The organism is Amycolatopsis oliviviridis (genome assembly GCF_014654365.1).
GTDB lineage: Bacteria > Actinomycetota > Actinomycetes > Mycobacteriales > Pseudonocardiaceae > Amycolatopsis > Amycolatopsis oliviviridis.
In genome coordinates, this window is the sequence record NZ_BNAY01000013.1 from 1 (window position 1) to 22,439 (window position 22,439).

A 22,439-nucleotide genomic window follows, 5' to 3' on the forward strand; every position below is an offset into this window, starting at 1 on the left:
AAGGGTTGTGGGAGAGTAGGACACCGCCGGACTAACATTGATAAAGGGGCCGAGGGCCTGGTCGAGAACCGAGAGTTCTCCCAGGCCCTCGGCCCTTTTCTCATTACTCACACATCGCATTTAGTCCTCTGGATGCGCTGGCAACCACCCCGACCCCAGGCGATAGCAAAGGTCCCTTGCTATCGCCCGCGGCGTTGCTCAGCTCCGCCGCCTGACCGCGCGCCGACGGACAGGCGACGAGAAGACCAGCGAAGTTGTCGTCTCCCCATAGCGCTGCATCCGCTCTACGAGCTCTTCCAGCTCCGCGGTGTCCCGGCAGGCGACGCGCAGCAGCCAGCACTCGTCACCTGTGACGTGATCGGCGTCGAGGACCTGAGGCAGTGCGAGGACGGCTTCGCGGAAGCGAGGCGTGTCGAGACTTCGCACCTTCGCCCGGACCATCGCCTCGATCGGGAGCCCGAGCCTGGTCAGGTCGACGCTGGCCGAGTAGCCCGTGATGATCCCCTTCTCCTCGAGCCGCCGAACCCGCTCGGTCACCGCGGGCGCCGACAGTGAGACCCGTCGGCCGAGCTCCGAGAAAGTCAGCCGACCGTCGGACTGGAGCAGTTCGAGCAGCTGCCAGTCGAGATCATCGAGGTTCACAGAACTCCAGGTCGATCGTCACTCTTGCCAGGAAACTCAAGGCTAGCCGTCGGCGAGACCTGGAATCTCCGATGTTGTGGATGATCACCGATCAGCAGGATTGAGGCATGACGACCGAGCCTCGCGTACTGACTTTCCCTGCCCTGGAGAGCGCGACCGCGGCCGCGCTCCTGCGTGCCGAACTCTCCCTCGACGTGGACCCCGACGACCTGGTCCGTGACTTCACCTCCGGCACTCAGCAGGGATACGTGGTCGTCGAGACCCGGGCCCCGGAGGCCTTCGCGTCCGCGCGCATCCCGGGGGCGATCAATCTCCCCTACCGGGACATGACACCCGAGTCGGTCAGCGGTCTCGACCGCGATCTCGTCTACGTCTGCTACTGCGAGAGCATCCACTGCAATGCCGCGACCAAGGGAGCCCTGAAACTGGCGGAACTCGGCTTCAAGGTCAAGCGCTTGTCCGGTGGCATCACCGCCTGGCAAGCGGCCGGCTATCCCGTCGACCGGGATACCCCCGCACTCGCCCTCGCCTCCGCGCCCACCCCACGCTGCGCCTGCTGACCAAGGCGGAAGCAAGGGACCTTTGCTATCGCCGGCCCCGAGCGATAGCAAAGGTCCCCTGCTCTCCTGGCGGTCGTAGGCTGGGGTGGTGACCGCTCCCAAGTTGCTCGTCATCCAGCCAGATGAATCCGATCCGATCGGCCCCCTCGGCGACTGGCTCACCGAGGCGGGAGCCGAGCTCGACATCCGGTTGCCGCCCGAGCAGAGTCTCCCTGCTGATCTTGCTGGTTACGCGGGCGTCGTATGCCTCGGTGGAGGGATGGGCGCCAACGACGACGCCGCTCATCCGTGGCTGGCGGACGTGCGGAAGCTGCTTGCCAAGGCCGCGGGCGCGCGCGTTCCGACGCTCGCGATCTGCCTTGGCGGTCAACTGCTGGCAGTGGCGCTGGGCGGCACCGTCGTCACAGGCGATCAAGGGCCTGAGGTCGGCCCAGGTCTTGTGTCCAAGAAGGACGCTGCCTGGACCGATCCGCTCTTCGCGGACCTTCCCCTCATGCAGGACGTCTTGCAGTTCCACAACGACGCGATCACCCGCCTGCCCGCGGGGGCCGAACTTCTCGCCTCGTCGCCGCGATACGCCTACCAGGCATTCCGATTCGACCGTTGTGCCTACGGTGTCCAGTTCCATATCGAGACGACACAGGACGTGGTCCTCGCTTGGGCGCGGCAGTCGCCGGAAATGGCGGAACTCACCCGGCCGGACGCACTGACCCCGGAGAACCTCGCTCGGGTGCATGCCGATATCACCGAAACCTGGCGGCCGTTCGCGCACCGCTTCGTCCGACTGGTGTCCGGTGACCTCGCTCCGGCTGCAGACCGTCAACGCACATTGCCGATGGCTTAACGACTTATGTCTCAAATGTGTATGGGTTATTAACACTCCGGTCAGGCCGTCAGGTACCTTGCGAAGGGAGTTTCGAAGGGTTCGGAGGTCGGGGTGGAGCCCTCAGTGTTGGTCGTGCTCGTCGTCGTCACGGCCCTAATTTTCGATTTCACAAACGGGTTCCATGACACGGCCAACTCGATGGCGACGTCGATCGCCACCGGGGCGTTGCGTCCCAAGGTCGCGGTGACGATCTCCGCGGTCCTGAACCTGGTCGGAGCCTTCCTGTCGGTCGAAGTGGCCAAGACCATCTCGAATGGACTGGTCGACGACACCAAGATCGGACCGGCGATCGTGTTCGGCGGCCTGGTCGGGGCGATCGTGTGGAACCTGGTCACCTGGTTCGTCGGACTACCCTCCAGCTCGTCCCACGCGTTGTTCGGCGGACTGATCGGCGCCACCTGGGTGTCGGCCGGAACGGACTCTGTCCATTTCGGAAAGATCGTCGAGAAGGTGCTGGTTCCGGCGGCGTTGTCGCCAGTCCTGGCAGGCCTGGCCGCGATGATCGTGACGTACTTCGTCTACCGGATCTTTGTCCGCCGCGGCCGCACCGCCGGCTTCCGAGTTGGACAGATCATCTCCGCTTCGCTGGTCTCGCTCGCCCACGGTACGAACGACGCGCAAAAGACCATGGGCATCATCACGCTGACGATGATCACCGCCGGAACCCTCCCTGCCGGGGCTGGGCCGCCGCTCTGGGTGATCGTCAGCGCCGCGTTGGCGTTGGCGCTCGGCACGTACCTGGGTGGCTGGCGTATCACCTACACACTGGGTAAGGGCCTGACAGACATCGACGGTCCGCAGGGCTTCGCCGCGCAGACCAGTTCGGCTGCGGTCATCCTTGCGTCGACGAGTTTCGGCTTTCCCCTCTCGACGACCCACGTCTGCTCCGGAGGCATCGTCGGTTCCGGCGTGGGCAGGAACGAGTCCCCGGTCCGCTGGCGCACGGCCGGCCGCATGGTGATCGCCTGGCTGTTCACGCTTCCGGCAGCTGCCATCGTCGGTGCCGCGGCCGGTCTCGTGACCTCGACGGGCACGGTGGGCACCGTCGCCGTCGGTGTCGTCGGCCTGGCGATCGGCATCGGGATCTACCTGCTTTCACGGCGTAGCCCAGTCAACGCCGGCAGCTTCGCCAGCCCCGCCTCGACCGTCCCCGAACAGGAAGTCGGCAGGATCGCCGCCTAGGAGAGCAAGGGACCTTTGGTATCGCCGAGCGCGAGGCGATACCAAAGGTCCCTTGCTCCCTTGCGCGTCCGGCTGGTGACGGGCGCGAGGGCGACTACGGTGGAAGCCGATGGTTGAGCGCGCCAGGCCGACCGCTTCCGTGGCGAGATACGGCTTCACCGACCCCCGTGCCGACGGGCAACTGCGTGCTGCCCGTTGGTGGACCGAATCCGGCCCGGACGGCTCCGCCGCCGACGTGTTGTCAGCGTTGTCCCGTGCGGCGGACCCCGATCTCGCCTTGAGCGGGCTCGACCGAATCAGGGAAGCCGACCCGGCCGCCTGGAACGAGCTCGACCAGGTGCTCCGCACCAACCGCACCTTCCGCGGCAGGATGCTCGGGGTCTTGGGCACATCGAGTGCGCTCGCGGACTTCCTGGTCGCGAACACCGACAGCTGGAAGACCCTCCAAGGGGACAAGAGCACCGAGCCGAGTCAGTATGTGAGCCGCCTTCTTGACCATCTACGGTCGGGAGGCGAATTGCTCACCGGGCTCGAGGCGGAGCAGGCTCTTCGAGTCGGATACCGCGAGCTGCTGCTCGGGATCGCGGCGGCAGACCTCGGTCATCTCGTCGAACCCGGCCTCCGGCAACCGCCTTACGCCGAGATCGGAGCTCAGCTCACCACACTGGCCGAGGCCGCATTGACGGTCGGTCTCCTGGTCGCGGAGTCCGAAGTTGGCGCCGGTGTCGAAGGCCGGCTCGCCGTGATCGCGATGGGCAAGTGCGGTGGCCGAGAGCTGAACTACGTGAGCGACGTCGATGTCATCTTCGTCGGCGATGGGGATCTTTCGATCTCGACGCGGCTTGCCAGCACGATGATGCGCGTGGTCGGCAAGGCCTGCTTCGAGGTCGACGCGGCGTTGCGTCCGGAGGGTAAGGCCGGTGCCTTGGTCCGGACCCTCGACGGACACGCCGCCTACTACCAGAAGTGGGCCAAGACCTGGGAGTTCCAGGCACTGCTCAAAGCGCGGCCGGTCGCGGGCGACGCCGAACTCGGGCGTCAGTACGCGGAGATGGTCGCACCGAAGGTGTGGGCGGCGGCCGATCGGGAGAATTTCGTCCCCGAGGTGCAGAAGATGCGGCGCCGCGTCGAAGGCCACGTGCCGTCAGCACACGCCGAGCGGGAGCTGAAGCTGGGACGCGGCGGCCTTCGTGACGTCGAGTTCGCCGTGCAGTTGCTGCAGCTGGTCCACGGTCGGATCGACGCGGAGCTGCGTTCTCCGTCCACGATGGACGCGCTCGCCGCGCTGGGGGAAGGCGGCTACGTCGGCCGAAAGGATGCCGCGGAGCTCGGAACGTCATACGAGTTCCTCCGGACGATCGAGCACCGGCTCCAGCTTCGCCGGCTCCGGCGTACGCACCTGTTCCCTGCAGCTTCGGACACCAGCGAGCTGCGAACGATCGCGAGGGCGAGCGGAGTACGACCCGCCCGGGGCAAAAGCGAAGGGGACGCACTGCTGGCGGAATTCCGCCGCCACCTGCAGAGCATCCGGCGCCTTCACGAGAAACTCTTCTACCGGCCCTTGCTGCAATCGGTCGCGAACGTGCCGACCGAAGCGCTGCGCCTGACGACGAAGCAAGCGGAGAGCCGCCTCGCCGCGCTCGGCTACGCCGCACCGGACGGAGCGCTTCAGCACATCAAGGCGTTGACCGCAGGAATGTCACGCCGAGCGGCCATCCAGCAGGCGCTGCTGCCGGTCTTGCTGGACCTGCTCGCCGACACCCCGGACCCTGACCGCGGGCTTCTGTCCTACCGGAAGGTCTCGGAAGCGCTCGAGGAAACACCTTGGTACCTGCGGGTTCTTCGGGACGAGGGTGCCGTTGTCGAGCGACTCGCCTTCTTGCTGGGAACGTCGCGGCTGGTGCCCGATCTGCTGGCGAGAGCGCCGGAAGTCCTGCAGCTGCTCGGCGACCCCGCGCGCTTGGCAGGTCGCACGCCGGCAGAAGTGGCCACCTCGCTGCGGGCCGCGGTGCGGCGTCAGCCGGGATTGAACGCTGCGGTCGCGGCCGCGAGATCGCTCCGCCGGCACGAGATGCTGCGCATCGCATCGGCAGACCTGTTGGGGTTGCTTGACGTCCCTGCGGTCTGCGAGGCGTTGTCGAGCGTGTGGGTCGCCGTGTTGCAAGGTGCCCTGGCCGCTGCTTTTCGCCAGCGTCAAGCAGAGCTCGGACAGACGCCCGCGAAGATCGCAGTCATCGGCATGGGCCGTCTGGGTGGGGCCGAACTCGGCTATGGATCCGATGCGGACGTTCTCTTCGTCTGCGAGCCGAATGAAGGCGTGTCGGACTCCGAAGCAGCGAAGTTCGCTTCCTCTGTCGCCGAGACGGTGCGCAAGATTCTCGGCGCGCCCAGCCCCGATCCGGCGCTGGTCGTCGACGCCGACCTCCGTCCGGAGGGGCGGAGTGGCCCGCTTGTGCGGACTCTCGAGTCCTATCGCAGCTACTACGGGCGATGGGCAGAGGTTTGGGAGTCGCAGGCGCTGCTCCGGGCGCGGTTCATCGCCGGTGACGACGACATCGGCGCACGGTTCATCGAGATGATCGACCCGATCCGGTACCCGCATGCGGGCCTCGACGCGGTTCGGGTGCGGGAGATCCGGCGGATCAAGGCGCGGGTGGAGACGGAGCGGATGCCGAAAGGCGCCGACCCGACAAGGCACACGAAGCTTGGGCGTGGAGGGCTCGCCGATGTGGAGTGGACGGTGCAGCTCATGCAACTGCGTCATGGGCACGAAGTCGAAGGGCTTCGGACCACCTCGACCATCGGAGCACTGAAGGCCGCGGTAGAGGCGGGGCTCGCCGAGCCCGCCGAGATCGAATCCCTGACTGAGGCCTGGTTGCTGGCGACGCGTGTCCGGAATGCCGGGATGCTGGTCCGCGGGAAGGCCGTCGACGAGATCCCCAGCTCCGGTCGAGATCTCGCCGCGGTCGCGCGGGTGCTCGGTTACTCGGCCGATGACGATCCAGGCGAGTTCCTCGACGCCTACCGGCGGACGACGCGACGCGCCCACGCGGTTGTGGAGACCCTCTTCTACCAGGGCTGACTCCCTGACCTGCGGGAAGTGAGCAAGGGACCTTTGCTGTCGCCTGCTCCGCACGCTGCGGGCGATAGCAAAGGTCCTTTGCTCACACTCGACGTCGTGGAGGGGGAGCGGCGCTTACAGTGGACCGGTGACTGTGCGCGAGCCTTTTAGCACCCGTATCAAGGTGCGGCACTACGAGCTGGACACTCTTGGGCATCTCAACCACGCCGTCTACCACTCGTACGGCGAGGTCTCCAGACTCGAGCTGATGGAGCTCGCCGGTGGGCTCAACTCGGGCATGCGGGACGCGAATCTCGCCTTTGTGCTGCTTGAGTCCCACATCGTGTTCCGGCGCGAACTCCGGGCCGGTGACGTCGTGGACGTGACCTGTGACGCCAAGTTCGGTACCGGCAAGACGTTCCACATGGACTCGAACATCTACAAGGTCGACGGCACTCTTTCCGCGGAGATCACCTGCACCCTGGGGTTGATGGATCTCGAGCGACGCAAGCTGGTGGACGACCCGCGCGGCCGGATCGAGCGAGCGGGTGTCGACCTGAAGGTCCTCTCCACTTCGGAGTAGCCGCTCTGCCGTACCAATAAGAAACGCCGGTGGTGAGGGCGCTTCCGCACCTCACCACCGGCGTGCTCTTGGTGTTCCTACCGCACGATCACACGTCGTAGTACAGCGAGAACTCGTACGGGTGCGGACGCAGCCGCAGCGGGTCGATCTCGTTCTCACGCTTGTAGGAGATCCACGTGTCGATCACGTCGGGGGTGAACACGCCACCCTCGAGCAGGTAGTCGTGGTCGGCCTCCAGCGTGTCGAGAACCGCACCGAGGTCGCCAGGAACGAGCTTGACGTTCTGGGCCTCCTCCGGCGGGAGCTCGTAGAGGTCCTTGTCGATGGGCTCCGGCGGCTCGATCTTGTTCTTGATGCCGTCGAGACCGGCCATCATCATCGCCGAGAACGCCAGGTACGGGTTGCCGGACGAGTCCGGGCACCGGAACTCGGCGCGCTTGGCCTTCGGGTTGTTGCCCGTGATGGGGATACGGACACAAGCCGACCGGTTCCGCTGCGAGTACACCAGGCTGACCGGGGCCTCGAAGCCCGGCACGAGCCGGTGGTACGAGTTGACGGTCGGGTTGGTGAAGGCCAGCAGGCTCGGCGCGTGCTTGAGTAGACCGCCGATGTAGTGGCGGGCGGTGTCGGACAAGCCCGCGTAACCGGACTCGTCGTGAAACAGCGGCGTGCCGTCCTTCCACAGCGACTGGTGGCAGTGCATGCCCGAGCCGTTGTCACCGGCGAGCGGCTTCGGCATGAAGGTCGCGGTCTTGCCGGCGGCGAACACCGTGTTCTTCACGATGTACTTGAACAGCTGCAGGTCGTCAGCAGCGTGCAGCAGCGTGTTGAACTTGTAGTTGATCTCGGTCTGACCGGCGGTGCCCACCTCGTGGTGCGCGCGCTCGATCTCGAATCCGGAGCCCTGCAGGTTGCGGACGATCTCGTCGCGCAGGTCGGCGAAGTGGTCGACCGGCGGGACGGGGAAGTAGCCACCCTTGAACTTCGTCTTGTAACCCTGGTTGCCGCCCGGCACGTCGGCACCGGTGTTCCACCAGCCCTCGACGGAGTCGATCTCGTGGAACGAGGCGTGCTCGGCGGAGTCGAACCGGATCGAGTCGAAGATGTAGAACTCGGCTTCCGGGCCGAAGAACACGTTGTCGGCGACGCCGTACTCCGAGATGTACTGCTCGGCCTTACGCGCGATGTTGCGCGGGTCGCGGCTGTACGCCTCGCGGGTGAACGGGTCGTGCACGAAGAAGTTCAGCGAGAGCGTCTTCGCCTTGCGGAACGGGTCGATACGCGCAGTCTCGGGGTCCGGAAGGAGCAGCATGTCGGATTCGTGGATCGACTGGAAACCACGCACCGAGGAGCCGTCGAAGGCCAGGCCTTCTTCGTAGGCTTCTTCGTTGAACGCCTTCGCCGGAACGGTGAAGTGCTGCATAACGCCGGGCAGGTCGCAGAACCTGACGTCGACGACCTCTACGTTCTCGTCGGCGATAAGGCGCTGAATGTCGTCTGGAGTAGTGGGCACCCTCGGTGACTCCTTCTCGTTCGTTGCCGGCGGCAGTACTCTCTTCGGCTCACGCTAAGAGCGCGGTGTTGCCCGACCGTCACCCGTATGTTTCGCCGGTGTTAACGGGGCGGCGATATCGGGTAGCCGACCAGGGCGAATGTGTCCCGCGCCACCGGCATACCCTGGATGGGTGGCGAGATGGACCGGAGAATGGCTACCCGGAGCCGGGGATGGAACAACGGCCGGTGGCGAGGGTACGCAGCGGTGGCGCGGTGAGCGACTCGGCTTGCCCCAATCGGGTGTCGGCTCGGTAGCGGGCGGCGGGGCACGTCTCCTCGGGCTGGTCATCGACCTTGTGCTGGCCTCGCTCGTCACCACTCTTTTCGTGACGCCCAGCCTTCAGGATCCCGCCGTCATGCAGACGTTCAACCTCTGGTCGGTGGGCATCTGGGCGGCACTCACCGTCATTCCCGCTGCTTTCTTCGGGTTCACCCCTGGTATGGCGGCGGTCGGAATCCGCGTCGCCAGGCTCGATGGCGCGCAAATGGTCGGAGTGTGGCGTGCCGTCGTGCGGGCGGCACTGACTTTCTTGATCATTCCGGCCGCGATCCGCAATATCGACGGCCGCAGCTGGCTGGACCGGCTGACCGGGACCGTCGTGATCCGCATGCGATGACCCCGCAAGGGGAGCAAGGGACCTTTGCTCCCGCCGGGGGACGCGGCTCTGCACCGCCATGGTCAGGCGGCCGGCGCCGCAGGAGCGCTGCCGATATCCGGAGGCGGTCGTTGTCGCGCCCGATGGTGGGCCGCTCGCAATTCCTGGATCACTAGCAGCGGCTCGTCCCGCAGTCGTGCAGGACTTACCTGGACGACGATGAGGCCGTCGGCGACCAGCGGAGGGATTTCGGGAGCCTTGTCCGGTTCGAGCGAGACCTCGTCGTAGCGGATTTGCATCGCGACGCCGACCTGCGGCCACCAGGCGTCGGCGACACCGACGCTTTCTCCGTCTGCGCTCCGTAGCTCGGCCCGCCGTATCGGCCTGGGCAAGCCGCTGCGCTCGAGTACGGTCTCCAGCCACTGGTCGACGGCTGAGTCAACGCCGTCTTGGAGGGCGCCGATGACGATCCGGGGGAGTGCCGAGCCGATCGTGCTGGCCTGCGCCAGCTCTTCTCGCAGCTCCTCGGGAGTACAGAGTCCGCGATGGACCGCGTCGTGGATCATCGCCCGCACCGGCTGGAGTTCGTCCATACGCCGAGCCGCGTCGATCAGGGCCCGGGCGAGTGGAGCTACCGGCAGCCCGTCGATCTCTACGGGCTCCGGCAGGTGGATCGTTCGTTCGACGACGGCGAATCCCCAGGTGGCGACCTTACTCCGGTGGGGGATCAAGGTGTGGGCCCGTCTTTCCGGCGGAAGTCTTCGGACTCCGTGCAACTTGGCTGCCTGGATTCCGGTGAGCATCGCCTCAGGGCCCGCGTGGGTCAGTGCGACCTTCATGAGCTGGCGCCTGGTCGGTGTGGCCTTGGTCAGGAGGATGACGCCGGGAATCGGCCGTCGCCATGGGCCGTCCTCGCGGCAACGGCGCGAGATCCAGGAATGGGAGTGCCCCAGGGCGACGAGTTTCGCCCGGGCGGCCACGCCGTCCGGGAACATCGCTGCCAGCGCCTGGTGCAAGGCGCCTGAGGTTCCGTCCACACAGTGATCATGCGACCACCCACCGACAGTTTTTTGTCCGGAAACGCATCAGGGGTCCTTTGCTACCGCGCGGCGGCAGCAAAGGACCCCTGATGCGTTTTGGTCAGCGGCGGCGGATGGTGCGCTGGACGTTGCGCATCTTCGCGCCGGCGGGCATCGGGCCCTTGGGCATCGCGGCGCCGCGGTTGCCGAGGGCGGCCAGCTTCGCCTCCAGGGCGTCGACCTGCGCGGGCTTGAGGTTGCGCGGGAGCTTCATGAGGTACCCCTGAAGCTTCTTCAACGGCACCTGCTGGTCTTCGTTCCCGATGATCACGTTGTAGATCGGGGTCTCGCCGATCAAGCGGGACACGCGCTTCTTCTCCTGCGCGAGCAGGGACTTCACGCGGTGCGGCGCGCCTTCGGCGACGAGTACGACACCCGGGCCGCCCAGCACCCGGTGCACGGCGTCGAGCTGGGTCGTGGCCGCCACGGTCGGCGTCACCTTCCAGCGGCCACGCATGTTCTCGAGTGCCCAGGCCGCGGCGCCCGGCTGCCCGTCGGCCTTCGAGTACACGGTCTTCTGGACCCGCCGGCCGAAGATGATCACAGCGGCGAGCGCGCCGAGCAGGATGCCCAGCGGCAGCACGACCCAGTGGACGTCGAAGATGAACCCGATGCCGAACACGACACCGGTGATGACCAGGATCGATCCGACCATCCAGGGGATGAGCGCCTTGTCTTCCTTGCGCTGCATCTTGAAGGCTTCGAAGATCTGCCCGCGGCGAGCCTTGCTCGCGGCACGCTTCTCCTTCTTGGCCAGCTTCGCTGCTTCCTTGTCCTGCTTTCCCGCCATGTGACCAGAATACGGCCGCGTGCCCTGCGCCGATCCCGTCGGGCCCTCTGCGAGGATCGGGGCGTGGTTAGCGCATCGTCCCCGAAGAGTCGTCCAGGCCTGCTCGATGGGCTCGATCCCGAGCAACGCGCCGCCGCCTGCGCGCCGAGGGGGCCGGTCTGCGTCCTCGCGGGAGCGGGGACCGGCAAGACGCGGACGATCACGCATCGCATCGCTCACCTGGTCCGTTCTGGGCACGTCGCCGCTGGTCAGGTACTCGCGGTCACCTTCACGACCCGCGCCGCCGGTGAGATGCGCGCACGCCTTCGAGGGCTGGGTGTCGACGCGGCCCAGGCGCTCACCTTCCACGCCGCCGCTCGCCGCCAGCTTCGGTACTTCTGGCCCCAGGTGGTCGGAGACCGGCCTTGGGAGCTGCTCGAGAACAAGTTCCGCTACGTCAGCCAGGCCGCCAACAAGGCCGGTCTCGGCACCGAGACGGAACTCCTGCGCGACCTCGCCAGTGAGATCGAGTGGAGCAAGGCCTCTTTGGTATCGCCGGACGACTATCCGGCCGTCGCCTCGCGCACGCAGCGGGACACACCCGCGCCCGCGTCGCAGGTCGCGGAGGTCTACCGCAACTACGAGAAGGTCAAGAACGCCGCACAGGTCCTCGATTTCGACGACCTGCTCTTGCACACCACCGCGGTCCTCGAGGAACACACGGTGGTGGCCCAGGAGTTCCGCGAGCGCTATCGCTGCTTCGTGGTCGACGAGTACCAGGACGTCACACCGCTGCAGCAGCGGCTTCTCGACGCATGGCTCGGTGGCCGCGACGACTTGACCGTCGTCGGCGACGCCAACCAGACCATCTATTCGTTCGGCGGCGCCTCGCCCCGGCCGCTGCTGGAGTTCACTCGGCGGTTTCCCGAGGCGACGGTCGTGAGGCTCGAGCGGGACTACCGCTCGACCCCGGAGGTCGTGGCACTCGCCAATCAGGTGATCGGTGCCGCACGCGGCCGTCCTGCCGGGTCGAGGCTGAAACTCGTCGGCCAGCGTCCTTCGGGCCCGGTCCCGCGCTTCGCTGAGTACGACGACGAGACCGCCGAGGCCGCGGCTGTCGCACGCAGGATCCGTGACCTGCTCGACGGCGGAGTGGCGGCCAGCGAGATCGCGGTGCTCTACCGCGTCAACGCCCAGTCGGAGGCCTACGAGCAGGCGCTGGCCGAGATGGGCATCCCGTATCTGGTCCGCGGTGGTGAGCGCTTCTTCGCCAGGACCGAGGTCAGGCAGGCGATGTCCGCATTGCGGATGGCGGCGACCGACGCAGACACCGGCGAGCTGGTGACCCGGGTTCGCTCCGTGCTCGCGAAGGTAGGGCTCACCGACCAGCCACCTGCCGGCGGCGCGGCGAAGGAGCGGTGGGACGCCCTCTTGTCGATCGTCGAGCTGGCCGAGGAGCTGGCTTCCACTGTCGAGGACGCGGATCTGCCCCGATTCGTGGCGGAGCTCGAACAGCGCGCGACCGCGCAGCATCCGCCGACGGTGGAAGGCATCACGCTGGCCTCGCTTCACGCCGCGAAGGGTCTCGAATGGGACGCCGTGTTCCTCGTGGGCCTCGCGGAGGGGACCATGCCGATCCTGCACGCCGACGGTGACGACGCCGCCATCGAAGAAGAGCGCCGCCTGTTCTATGTCGGCGTCACTCGAGCACGAGAACATCTCTCGCTGTCGTGGGCCTTGGCCAGGACGTCGGGAAATCGCCGCAATCGGCGACGCAGCCGCTTCCTCTACGGCCTGATCCCCGAGGATCACCCGGCGGCGCGGGTCGCCCGCGCGCAGCAGCCGAAGCAGTCCGGCAACAAGGCACGGTGCCGGGTATGCGGCGGGCCGCTGCTGGAGACCCTGGACATCAAGCTGGGCCGTTGCTCCCGCTGCCCGTCCAATGTGGACGAGCGGCTGCTCGAAAAATTGAAGTCTTGGCGTGGGGAACGCTCCCGTGAGCTCAAGGTGCCGGCCTTCGTCGTCTTCACGGACGCGACACTGGTCGCCATCGCTGAACAGCGGCCGACCGATGACACAGCGTTATGTGCCATTTCCGGGATCGGCGCGACGAAGCTCGAACGCTTCGGAGCGGAGGTTCTCGATGTCGTGCGGGCCTCGGTGGAGTCTTGACCGCGTCCCGGGCTTGATCCACGCGGCGAACCCGCTGCTCAGAGCCGATCTTCGCCACTTCGACGGATTTTCTGGAAAATAAGTTGCCCCGGTGTGGTCGGGGGCAATAACCTGCAGGTACCCGGGCGGGAAGCGCTCGGTCTGGGGAAGAACATCTACAACACAGCGTAGACCGCAGGGCGGCTCGCGCGCGACAGAGAAAGGTGGTGCCGGTGAAATGACGAACAAAATGATGCTCACGAACCCTGGCACCCGTCTGTCCTGCGTCGCGGAAGTCCCGCAGGCTCAGCGCCAGGGCACCTTCATGCCCGTGAGCATCCTCGCCGCCCGCGGCACCCAGCGTCTCGACCTGAGCTGGATCGCCGCCGACGAGACCTTCACGCACGCCGCCACCTCGGGTGGGGCGTACGTGAACGGCGGCGTCGATCTGCCGGTCATCAAGCAGTTCCGTGTTCCGTTGTCCATACGGGAGCGAAGTTCCTGACCTAGTCAGGACCAGAGGCTCACGAAGGCCGCGGAACCGGGTTACCGGATCCGCGGCCTTCGTGTTTTTGCTGCACAAACAAGTTGGCTGCACAACCTAATTGGGGTTCAGCGTTGTCCAGTTCCACCGTCAGTACGAAATCCGTCACGGCACAGAGGAGTGCACTTATGTCATCGGCCATAGCTTTCGCGCCGGGGGAGGCCCTGCCCTTCGCCGACGCAGGCGTCGTCGACCTGCTCGACGCCATCGACTCGCCTGAGTCGATGCTTCCCTGCCGTTCGGGCGACGCGGACCTTTGGTTCGCCGAGTCGCCGGCAGAGCTCGAGCGTGCGAAGGCGTTCTGCGCGGACTGCCCGGTCCGTTCCGCCTGCCTCGCGGGTGCCCTTTCGCGGCGTGAGCCGTGGGGCGTCTGGGGTGGCGAAATCTTCGAGCGTGGCGTTGTCGTCGCGCGGAAGCGGCCCCGTGGCCGCCCCCGGAAGAACCCGGTCGTCGAGCCCGTCGCCGAGGCGCGTCCCGTTGCGCGCAAGGTCGAGCGGAGCGCCGCGGCATGACCGTCGAACTCATCACCACCAGGGATTACGAGGCGCGGACGGGTTACCGGACTCTCGCGCCGGCCAAATTGAACGAGATCAAGGTCGAGGAGACCAGCGAAATGTTGCTTTATGAAGAACTGTCCAGGGCCCGAATACGAGACCTCGAGGAAGGAGTCCGCGCGCAGCGGGCTCGGAGCGGCCCACGCGCCGCACGCAGGTGGACCAAGGTCGCTCGCTGGGCGACCCGGCGAGCCGAGCGCCATCAGGCCTGACCACCCGGGGGAGCGGGGGACCTTTGCTATCGCGCGGCGATAGCAAAGGTCCCCCGCTCCCTTTTCGGCGTGGTGCGGCACCGCGTGGTGTTGACTGGGGGAATGGCCGTACACACGCACGACGACATCGACTGGGCTGACAGGCTTCGATCACTTCGCATGGCCGAAGCTCTCGACGCGGAGCCGATGCGGCTGGCCGCCCGACGGCTGCTGGAGGGCATGCCGGACGGGCCGACCATCCTCGACGTCGGCTGCGGTGCGGGCGGGATGAGCGTGCTCTTCGCCGAGGAACTGGCCTCCGCCGGCGCCAAGATCGTGCTTGTCGACGCGACCGAGCACCTGCTGGCCGAAGCGCATCGGGTCGTCGCCGCGGCCGCGGGGGACAAAGCCACCGTCGAGACGATCCACGCCGACGTCGCCGACGACGGGTTGCCCGCCAAGCTCCCTCCCGCCGACCTGGTCTGGGCTTCCCGCGTGGTGCATCACCTGCCCGATCAGCAGGCGGCCGTCGACACCCTCTCCCGGCTCGCCCGCCCCGGCGGACTGGTCGCCATCTCCGAGGGCGGCCTGGATTTCAACTGCCTCCCCTGGGACCTCGGCATCGGGCGGCCCGGGCTGGAGGAGCGCCTGCTCGCCGCGCGCGGCGAATGGTTCGCCGAGATGCGGGCGGGCATCCCCGGCTCCGTCCCGATGCCCTACGGCTGGAACATCGCGCTCCAGCGAGCAGGACTGAGTGACATCGATTCCTTAGGGGTGCTCATCCACCACCCGGCGCCCGGGCCGGATCCGCTGAGCGAGTTCGTCATCGAGCGGATGACCTGGCTGACCGAGGTGGCAGGTGACCTCCTGAGCAGCGAAGACCAAGAGACAACGGCCGCTTTGGTGGATCCGGAGAGCCCGGCTTTCCTCGGCGCGCGCCAGGATCTGTTCTTGCAAGGGGCGAAGACGATCCATCGTGGACGCCGGCCGTGAGCGACCAGGTCGGCTGCTCGTTGTGCGGCCGGATCCGCGGCGTGGACGAGGAACCCGCGCAGACGCTCGCCTGGGTGTCCACCCGGGAGAAGAACGCCGTGCGCTGGATGTGCCCTACCTGCGCTCGCCGCCACACCCGCGACATCGAGGGAAAGCTGCCGGACGAGTACTGGTGAGCTCCTCAGGCGGCGTCGATCCGGCCGATCGTGCGGACCTTCGGCCGCGGCGTCCGCGCCGCTTCGGCGAACGCCCTCACGAGCTCGGCCGCGACTTCCAGCGGAACCTTCTTCAACTGATCGATGGTGCACCGGACCAGCACCGTGCCGGTCGCGGTCAGCGCCAGCGGGTGAAAATCCGCGACGCCCTGTCTCGGGGCACGGAATTGCCATGCCAGGCCGATGTCGTCCCACCAGGCGTCGGCAGAGCCGATGGGGCGCCCTCGCCGGTCGCAGATCGTCGTGTTCCACGACGGCGAGGGCAGCGGGCAGCCGCTGAGGACCTTCTTCGCCAGCCCATGCGCATACGTCTCTTCGGGATCGACGCGGCGCAGAGCCGCGCGGACCGCGGCCGAGCCGCGTCGGTTGCCGGAGTCGAGCTCGTCCATGAGCTCGTCGAGCGTGCACAGGCCCCAGTACAGCGGGAGCGAGATCAGCTCGTCGATCCGCGCGGGATCGAGCTCCAGCCTGGCCAGATCGAGCGCCGCCCTGGCCGGCGGGGCGAACGGGACGCCGTCGATCACGGTCGGCGGCGGCATCCGCGTGGTTCTTCGGGGCAGCATGCCGGGTTCCGCCGGGACGCGCCGATAGTCGGGGACGAGGAGATGGACCTCCCGGGTGACCGGGCAGTCGACGCCTCGTGCGCGAAGCGCGTCCGCGCCCGTCACCACCACGTCCGGCCCGAACCGCGCGACAGCGGCTTGTAACAGCTGAAGCCGGGTGGGCGCGGAGTCGCGCAACAGGATCACACCCGGCATCAGCCTTCGCCAAGGACCGCCCGGGCCACAGAGCTTCGCGGCGTAACGCGCGGTGACGCCTGCCTTGCGTAGCTCGCGGCTGGTGATGATCCCGGATTCGCTGGTGTTACTGAGCGCCACGAGTCGGGCGCTTCGTGTAGTGGTCATAAAACGAGGATGACCGTTGGGCCGTCCGGGTGGAACACCATCCGCGAAGTTGTGGACAACTCGCCCGGACGACCCCGATTTCGGCTCAGCCGAGCCAATCCCTGTGGATAACTTCTCAGGCCGCGAAGCCCGGCTGCCACCGTTCGACGATCGCGCGGGCGGGGATCTCCGCGTCGAGCTGGCAGAGGATCCCGGTCGATCCGGCGGTCACCCGATGGATCATCAGGTACTCGGGCGGCAGGTTGAGGGAACGGCCGATCCGGAAATCCCGGCCGCGGGTGTCGCCGACCCGGCCCGCCTGCCGCTGCATCCAACGGCGGGTGAAGTGGAACGTGTCGCTCGCGAGCGGTTCGGTGAACGGCGCCAGGTACGCGAGCACGTCATCGGCTTGCAGATCCGCGTCGGCCCGGATGAAGCCGGACTCCCTGAGCAGCCGCATGAGCTTCGAGGACTCACCGTCGAGCGCCAGCCGGGTCATCTCGCCGAGATGCTGCGGAATCCCCTCGGGCAGCCGGGACACCCCACCGAAGTCGATCACGCACAGCCTGCCGTCGGCGGTCAGCATGAAGTTGCCGGGATGCGGATCCGAATGCAGGAGCCGGGCCCGTTCCGGCGACGAGTAGTGGAACTCGGTGAGCAGGCGGCCGGCGCGGTCACGGGCGTCCTTGTCCCCGCCGGCGATGATCTTCGACAGCGGAGTGCCGGTGGCCCACTCCGTGACGACGACCTTCGGCGCGCTGGCGACCACACGAGGGATCAGGAACCCGGGGACGCCTTCGAACGCCTTCACGAAAGCCCGCTGGTTCTGGGCTTCCGCCTGGTAGTCGAGCTCTTCGTTCATCCGCTCGGCGAGTTCCGCCAGGAGAGGCTTCACCTCGGTCCCCGGCACGAAGGCCTGGAACAACCTGCTGAAACGCTGAAGCTGTCGAAGGTCGCTCCGCAACGCGTCGTCGGCTCCGGGGTACTGCACTTTGACAGCGACTTCGCGGCCGTCGTGCCAGGTCGCGCGGTGGACCTGGCCGATGCTCGCGGACGCGGCCGGGTTGTCGTCGAAGGTCGCGAACCGCTGCCGCCAGGTGCGCCCCAGCTGCTCGGCGAGGACACGGTGGGTCTGCCGGGTGGGCATGGGCGGTGCCGCGGCCTGGAGCTTCGTCAGGGCCTCGCGATAGGGCTTCGCCATCTCGTCGGGCACCGCGGCTTCGAAGACGCTCAGCGCCTGGCCGAACTTCATCGCGCCGCCCTTGAGCGTGCCGAGTACCTCGAAGAGCTGCTCCGCGGCCTTGGCGGACAGTGTCGCGTTGACCTCTTCGGCGCTCTGCCCGGTCAGCCGCCTGCCCCAGCCGCCCACCGCCCGGCCCGCTATGCCGAGCGGAATGCTGGCCAGCTTCGCCGTTCGGGCGGCCCCGTTGCGGGGGATGGCGGCATCTCGGTCCTCGGCGTTGCGGGAGTCGGTCACCTCCGCGATTCTGCCTTGATTCACTCCGCTCGCGCAGCCTGTTGAGGGCGTGCGTGTGGGCTACGTCGCTCCCCGTGTCACCGGGCGCCGCATCCGCATCCGGTGTGCGGCGGCCAGTCTCGATGGCGGATCGCGCCGTCGAAGAAGTCGATCTCGAGGGTGGCGTTCCACACGGGCGGCGCCTGGTCGCCGGGGGAGAGCAGCCGGAGTGCCTGCGCGGCGGCCAGCGCGGCGCACGCCTGAACGGCGCCGAGGTCCGGCCGTTGCACGCGCCCCGCGAGCTGGCTCGCCACTCTCGGCCAGGACTCGTCGCGGCCCGCGCGGTGCAGGTCGGCGCAGCGAAGGCAGCTGCTGCGGCCGGGCACCACCAGCGGCCCGACGATGCCGACCCCGTCCCGGACGCGCACCGGCAGGTGGTTGATCCCGTCCCGGACGAGTTCTTCGACCGCTTCGGGAGCGGGCACCACGGCGTCGGTGAGCAGCACGAGTTCCGGACGGCGATCCGAGTAGAGCCTGGTGGTCGACGTGTCCGCCCCGGCGCGGTGCACGGCCTGCGCGATCGCTTCCCGGCGTGGCATGCCGATCTCGGCCTCGGTGTAACCCGAGCCGAGATCGTCTTCGAGCACCGTGCCCGACGCCCTGATGTCGACGTGCCCGACCCCGCCGTTGGCGAGCAGGACGGCGATGGCCACGGCCAGCCTGCCGTCGCCGTGGACCGCCACCGCGGTGCGCTTGCGCCTCGCCGTCATGGCCGCGTGATGGTGGCGAACTCGGAGCGACCAGAGTCCTGTTTCCGGTTTCGGCACGGGATGTCGCCGAGGCTCTCCCGCGTCGGTCACGAGGCCCCGGGCCGTCAGGTCCGTCATCAGGTCCCGCAGCTGTTCGTCGTGTTCGCTCTGCGCGAGCGCGATGTCGTCGGCGGCCCGTTTCCCGTCCAGCCCGCGGAGCGCTTCGGCCACTTCGGTGGCGACCCCGGCGATCACCACGGCGTGTGCGGGGTCGAGGCCGATCTGGATCTCACCGTTTCCGCGTTCCAGCACATCCAGGCCGGGAAGCAGGGCCGGGAAGGCGGGCAGGATGATCGATCGCAGGTCCGGTTCGCGCAGGTTCATGATCGCAGGATCGCACCGGTCCGATGCCCGAAGGTCAAGAAGAACGCGAGTTATCCACAGGCTGACCCCCTTGTGGACAACTTGAGGCTGTGACCTTTCGGCCCTCGGACTTGTCGGTGACTGGCCTTACCGTGGTCGAGTGGTCGAAGCACGGACGCCCTCATTGAGGAGCCGGGACACGACGAATCCGTCGGACACTCCCGAACACAAGGTCGAGGTACGGCGTAGCCAACGCCGCCACCGGACCGTCACCGCGTACTGGGACGAGGACACCCTCGTCGTGCTGATCCCTGCCCGGATGACCCGGGCGGAGGAGAAGCACTGGGTAGCCGAGATGCAGCGCAAGCTGCTGCGTAAAGGGCCGCGGCAGGCCGCGCCGCCGAAAGCCTCGGACGAGGCGCTGCTGGCGCGCTGCGCCGTGCTTTCGGCGAAATATCTGGACGGGAAGGCGATACCCGCGAGCGTTCGCTGGGTGCCGCCGATGCGGACGAGGTGGGCGTCCTGCACGCCGGTCGACGCGACGATCAGGGTCAGCGATCGTCTGCGCCGGGTGCCGGCGTGGGTGCTGGACTACGTCCTCGTGCACGAACTCGCGCATTTGAAGGAACCAGGGCACAACGCGGCGTTCTGGGAGCTCGTTCGCCGCTATCCCAAGACCGAGCGCGCCATCGGCTATCTGGAGGGCCTGTCCTCCGCCGCCGGATGGGGCATCGCGGCGGAGGACTGACGTGCCTCAGCTCTTGTCGTCGTCGTCCTTGGGCTTGTTCTTCTCGCGCTCGGTGCGTTCGATCTCGGCGATCGGGTCGATGCCTTCGAGGGTCGACTCGCCATCGCCGAGACGTTCGGCGAAGTCGAGCGGTTCGTCGAGGTCCTCGGCGGTCGGCATCAGGTCGGGGTGGGACCAGAGGCCGTCCCGCTTCTCGATGCCGTGCTGGTCGCCGACCAGCTTCCACAGCGCGGAAGCCGCCCGCATCCGCCTGGGCCGGAGCTCGAGCCCGACCAAGGTGGCGAAGGTCTGCTCCGCCGGGCCGCCGGTGGCCCGGCGGCGGCGCAGCGTCTCCCGGAGCGCGTCCGCGCCCGGGAGGCGGTCGCCGATGGCCTCGGCGACCACGACGTCGACCCAGCCTTCGACCAGCGCGAGCAGGGTCTCCAGCCGGTTCAGGGCCGCCTTCTGCTCGGGCGAGGTCTGCGGCTCGAGCAGACCGGAGGACATGGCCTCTTCGATGCTGGCCGGGTTCGACGGGTCGATCTGCCCCGCGAGCTGCTCCAGCGCCGAGGTGTCGACGGAGATACCGCTCGCGAACTCCTCGACGGTGGCGAGCAGCCGCTGCCGCAGCCACGGAACGTGCGCGAACAGCCGTTGGTGGGCGGCCTCGCGCGCGGCGATGAAGACCAGCACCTCGCTGGTCGGCAGCTCCAGGCCCTCGGTGAACTTCTCGATGTTCGCCGGCAGCAGCGCGGAGGTGGCCGCGGGGCCGAGCGGCAGGCCGACCTCGGTGGAGGTGAGCACTTCGGAAGCCAACTGAGCCAGGGCGTTACCGAGCTGGGAGCCGAACGCCATCCCGCCCATCTGTCCCATCATGGACAGCAGCGGGCCGGCGGCCTGCTTGGCCTCGTCGGGCAGGGCCTGGACCCAGGCACCCGAGACCTGCTGGGCGACGGGGTCGCAAAGGCGCTGCCAGGTGGGCAGGGTCTTCTCGACCCAAGTGCGCGCGGACCACGCGACGGTCGTCGTCGCCCCGGCGGGCAGGATCGTCGCGGCGTCGAGCCACAGCTCGGCCAGGTGCGCGGCGTCACGGACGGCTGTGCTCGAGTCGCCGCCGCTGGACGACGAAAAGCCGAGCTGGACGTCACCGCTTCCGCTGCTGCCGAGGTTCTGCAGCGCGATCTGTTTCGCCAGGTCGTAGTTGACCGGCCCGGTCGAGCTGCCGGCCTGGCTGAGCATCTGGCCCAGCTGGCTGAGCATCTGACCGAGCTGATTGAAGGCCTCGGCGCCGGAGGGCTGGCCGCCGGAATCCGACGGCTCGTTCTCGCCTCGTTTGTCGGGATCGGGCGGTCCGAAGCCGAACGGGGGTTTGCTCATGGCACCACCGTACGCGGGTCCTGGGACGCAGAGCTCGTCAAGTGGAGTGATGAGCGTGGCCTTCACCGAGAAGCGAACACCGTCACCGTACGCTGTCACGCGTGACAGAGTCCTCGGAGCAGACCACAGCAACGCGGACCCGTGCGGGCTCCGCGAGTGACCAGGACCGCTCCGAGCGGCGGCTGACCCGGCGCGGCTGGACGTTGCTGGTCAGTGGTGCATTGTTCGTCGCCTTCGCGCTGGTCGGGTTCTTCATCCCGGTGCCTTACGTGGCGATCAGCCCCGGCCCGACCTACGACACGCTCGGCAAGGACGCCGCCGGGCAGTCGGTGATCCAGGTCAACGGACACGAGATCTTCCAGACCTCCGGCGAATTGCGGATGACGACCGTCTCCTTGCGCGATGGCGGCATCACCCTGTTCAACGCGCTCGGGCTCTGGGCGAGTGGCCGGTACGCGCTGGCCCCGCGCGAGGAGTACTTCAAGCCGGGTGAGACCAACGAGCAGGTCCGCCAGGAGAACATCCAGCAGCTGCAGGACTCGCAGACCGCCGCCCAGGTCGCCGCGCTGCGCCGCAAGTTCCCGGTGAAGGTGCTCGCGAAGACGATCGTCTCCGGTAGCCCGGCGGACAAGGTGCTCGCCCCGGGGGACCGGCTTCTGGTGGTCAACGGGCAGACGGTGAAGGAAGCGACCGATGTGCGGGCCGCGCTGAACGGGACGAAGCCTGGCCAGACCGTCCAGATCACGTTCAAATCCGACGGGCAGGCCGAACGCACCGTGCCGCTCACGCTCGCGCAGCGTCCCGACGGCCCGGAAGGCTTCATGGGCCTGACCGCGGTGGACCGCGCCGACGTTCCGTTCGACGTGAAGATCTCGCTTCAGGACGTCGGCGGCCCGTCGGCCGGCCTGATGTTCGCGCTCGCGATCGTCGACAAGATGGAGCCGGGCGACCTCGCCGGTGGCAAGCACATCGCCGGGACGGGTGAGATCTCGGAGAAGGGCGTCGTCGGCGCGATCGGCGGCATCTCGTTCAAGGTGGTCGGCGCCCGCGAGGCCGGTGCCACCGACTTCCTCGTGCCCGCGCACAACTGCGCCGAGGCGAAGACCGCCGCGCCCGACGGCCTGAACCTGATCAAGGTGTCCACGCTGGACGAGGCGATCGCGCAGCTCGAGAACCTCAAGGCGGGGCGGCCTACCGCTTCCTGCTGACCGCGGGGGAGCAAGGGACCTTTGCTATCGCTCGCGAGTTTGTAATAGAGAGCAAGGGACCTTTGGTGTCGTCCCGGCGTCCCGTACTGGGGTCGGCGATAGCAAAGGTCCCTTG

22 protein-coding genes are annotated in these 22,439 nt (G+C 67.7%); 14 read left to right on the forward strand and 8 right to left on the reverse strand.

What is annotated here, in order from left to right; all coding sequences use genetic code 11:
• Positions 1–198: 198 nt before the first annotated feature.
• Positions 199–642, reverse strand: a complete 444-nt coding sequence (locus tag IE302_RS38710) for an Lrp/AsnC family transcriptional regulator (protein WP_191259436.1) — start codon at positions 640–642, stop codon at positions 199–201.
• A gap of 107 nt (positions 643–749) precedes the next feature.
• On the opposite strand from IE302_RS38710, the gene IE302_RS38715 reads away from it, so the two are divergent.
• The 5 genes from IE302_RS38715 (at position 750) to IE302_RS38735 (ending at position 6,914) form a co-directional block, all read left to right on the forward strand.
• The gene (locus IE302_RS38715) at positions 750–1,202 is read left to right on the forward strand and encodes a rhodanese-like domain-containing protein (RefSeq protein WP_191259437.1); all 453 of its coding nucleotides are present in this window, start codon (positions 750–752) and stop codon (positions 1,200–1,202) included.
• Positions 1,203–1,290: 88 nt separating this feature from the next.
• A complete protein-coding gene (locus IE302_RS38720) occupies positions 1,291–2,046 on the forward strand; it encodes a type 1 glutamine amidotransferase (RefSeq protein ID WP_191259438.1) in 756 nt (251 codons plus the stop codon).
• Between the two features lie 105 nt (positions 2,047–2,151).
• Complete coding sequence (locus tag IE302_RS38725; protein ID WP_373308077.1) at positions 2,152–3,270, forward strand: inorganic phosphate transporter; 1,119 nt, start codon at positions 2,152–2,154, stop codon at positions 3,268–3,270.
• Between the two features lie 109 nt (positions 3,271–3,379).
• Entirely contained in the window at positions 3,380–6,352 is a 2,973-nt protein-coding gene (locus tag IE302_RS38730; protein ID WP_191259440.1) for a bifunctional [glutamine synthetase] adenylyltransferase/[glutamine synthetase]-adenylyl-L-tyrosine phosphorylase, read from the forward strand.
• 127 nt (positions 6,353–6,479) lie between these two features.
• Positions 6,480–6,914, forward strand: coding sequence for an acyl-CoA thioesterase (locus tag IE302_RS38735; RefSeq protein ID WP_191259441.1), 435 nt, complete (start codon positions 6,480–6,482; stop codon positions 6,912–6,914).
• Positions 6,915–7,002: 88 nt separating this feature from the next.
• Here the strand turns inward: IE302_RS38735 and glnA are convergent, their stop codons facing one another.
• Positions 7,003–8,427: a type I glutamate--ammonia ligase gene (gene glnA, locus IE302_RS38740; RefSeq protein WP_005167524.1), complete on the reverse strand. Its 1,425-nt coding sequence runs from the start codon at positions 8,425–8,427 to the stop codon at positions 7,003–7,005.
• Positions 8,428–8,599: 172 nt separating this feature from the next.
• Between glnA and IE302_RS38745 the strand changes: the two genes are divergently transcribed.
• Positions 8,600–9,085, forward strand: a complete 486-nt coding sequence (locus IE302_RS38745) for an RDD family protein (protein WP_229908242.1) — start codon at positions 8,600–8,602, stop codon at positions 9,083–9,085.
• Positions 9,086–9,147: 62 nt separating this feature from the next.
• Here IE302_RS38745 and IE302_RS38750 read toward each other — a convergent pair whose 3' ends face one another.
• Both IE302_RS38750 and IE302_RS38755 read right to left on the reverse strand, forming a co-directional pair.
• Positions 9,148–10,101, reverse strand: a complete 954-nt coding sequence (locus IE302_RS38750) for a hypothetical protein (RefSeq protein ID WP_229908243.1) — start codon at positions 10,099–10,101, stop codon at positions 9,148–9,150.
• Between the two features lie 103 nt (positions 10,102–10,204).
• A complete protein-coding gene (locus IE302_RS38755; RefSeq protein WP_191259442.1) occupies positions 10,205–10,933 on the reverse strand; it encodes a DUF4191 domain-containing protein in 729 nt (242 codons plus the stop codon).
• A 63-nt stretch (positions 10,934–10,996) separates the two neighbouring features.
• Here IE302_RS38755 and IE302_RS38760 point away from each other — a divergent pair, with 63 nt between their 5' ends.
• The 6 genes from IE302_RS38760 (at position 10,997) to IE302_RS38785 (ending at position 15,521) form a co-directional block, all read left to right on the forward strand.
• Positions 10,997–13,084, forward strand: a complete 2,088-nt coding sequence (locus IE302_RS38760; protein ID WP_191259443.1) for an ATP-dependent DNA helicase UvrD2 — start codon at positions 10,997–10,999, stop codon at positions 13,082–13,084.
• A gap of 217 nt (positions 13,085–13,301) precedes the next feature.
• Entirely contained in the window at positions 13,302–13,568 is a 267-nt protein-coding gene (locus IE302_RS38765) for a hypothetical protein (RefSeq protein WP_191259444.1), read from the forward strand.
• A 167-nt stretch (positions 13,569–13,735) separates the two neighbouring features.
• The gene (locus tag IE302_RS38770) at positions 13,736–14,119 is read left to right on the forward strand and encodes a WhiB family transcriptional regulator (protein ID WP_093936198.1); all 384 of its coding nucleotides are present in this window, start codon (positions 13,736–13,738) and stop codon (positions 14,117–14,119) included.
• Positions 14,116–14,373: a hypothetical protein gene (locus tag IE302_RS38775; RefSeq protein WP_191259445.1), complete on the forward strand. Its 258-nt coding sequence runs from the start codon at positions 14,116–14,118 to the stop codon at positions 14,371–14,373. Before IE302_RS38770 ends, IE302_RS38775 begins: the two co-directional genes overlap by 4 nt.
• Before the next feature lie 102 nt (positions 14,374–14,475).
• Complete coding sequence (locus tag IE302_RS38780) at positions 14,476–15,345, forward strand: class I SAM-dependent methyltransferase (RefSeq protein WP_191259446.1); 870 nt, start codon at positions 14,476–14,478, stop codon at positions 15,343–15,345.
• A complete protein-coding gene (locus tag IE302_RS38785) occupies positions 15,342–15,521 on the forward strand; it encodes a hypothetical protein (protein WP_191259447.1) in 180 nt (59 codons plus the stop codon). Before IE302_RS38780 ends, IE302_RS38785 begins: the two co-directional genes overlap by 4 nt.
• A gap of 5 nt (positions 15,522–15,526) precedes the next feature.
• Here IE302_RS38785 and IE302_RS38790 read toward each other — a convergent pair whose 3' ends face one another.
• The 3 genes from IE302_RS38790 to IE302_RS38800 all read right to left on the reverse strand — a co-directional run bounded on the left by IE302_RS38790 (position 15,527) and on the right by IE302_RS38800 (position 19,033).
• The gene (locus IE302_RS38790; protein ID WP_191259564.1) at positions 15,527–16,438 is read right to left on the reverse strand and encodes a hypothetical protein; all 912 of its coding nucleotides are present in this window, start codon (positions 16,436–16,438) and stop codon (positions 15,527–15,529) included.
• Between the two features lie 142 nt (positions 16,439–16,580).
• Entirely contained in the window at positions 16,581–17,921 is a 1,341-nt protein-coding gene (locus tag IE302_RS38795) for an ABC1 kinase family protein (RefSeq protein WP_191259448.1), read from the reverse strand.
• A 77-nt stretch (positions 17,922–17,998) separates the two neighbouring features.
• Positions 17,999–19,033, reverse strand: a complete 1,035-nt coding sequence (locus tag IE302_RS38800; RefSeq protein ID WP_191259449.1) for a hypothetical protein — start codon at positions 19,031–19,033, stop codon at positions 17,999–18,001.
• Between the two features lie 163 nt (positions 19,034–19,196).
• Between IE302_RS38800 and IE302_RS38805 the strand changes: the two genes are divergently transcribed.
• On the forward strand, positions 19,197–19,760 hold the full coding sequence (locus tag IE302_RS38805; RefSeq protein WP_005167498.1) for a M48 metallopeptidase family protein: 564 nt from the start codon (positions 19,197–19,199) through the stop codon (positions 19,758–19,760).
• Positions 19,761–19,766: 6 nt separating this feature from the next.
• Here the strand turns inward: IE302_RS38805 and IE302_RS38810 are convergent, their stop codons facing one another.
• Positions 19,767–21,116: a zinc-dependent metalloprotease gene (locus tag IE302_RS38810; protein WP_191259450.1), complete on the reverse strand. Its 1,350-nt coding sequence runs from the start codon at positions 21,114–21,116 to the stop codon at positions 19,767–19,769.
• Positions 21,117–21,319: 203 nt separating this feature from the next.
• On the opposite strand from IE302_RS38810, the gene IE302_RS38815 reads away from it, so the two are divergent.
• The gene (locus IE302_RS38815) at positions 21,320–22,324 is read left to right on the forward strand and encodes a YlbL family protein (protein ID WP_191259565.1); all 1,005 of its coding nucleotides are present in this window, start codon (positions 21,320–21,322) and stop codon (positions 22,322–22,324) included.
• Positions 22,325–22,439: the final 115 nt, after the last annotated feature.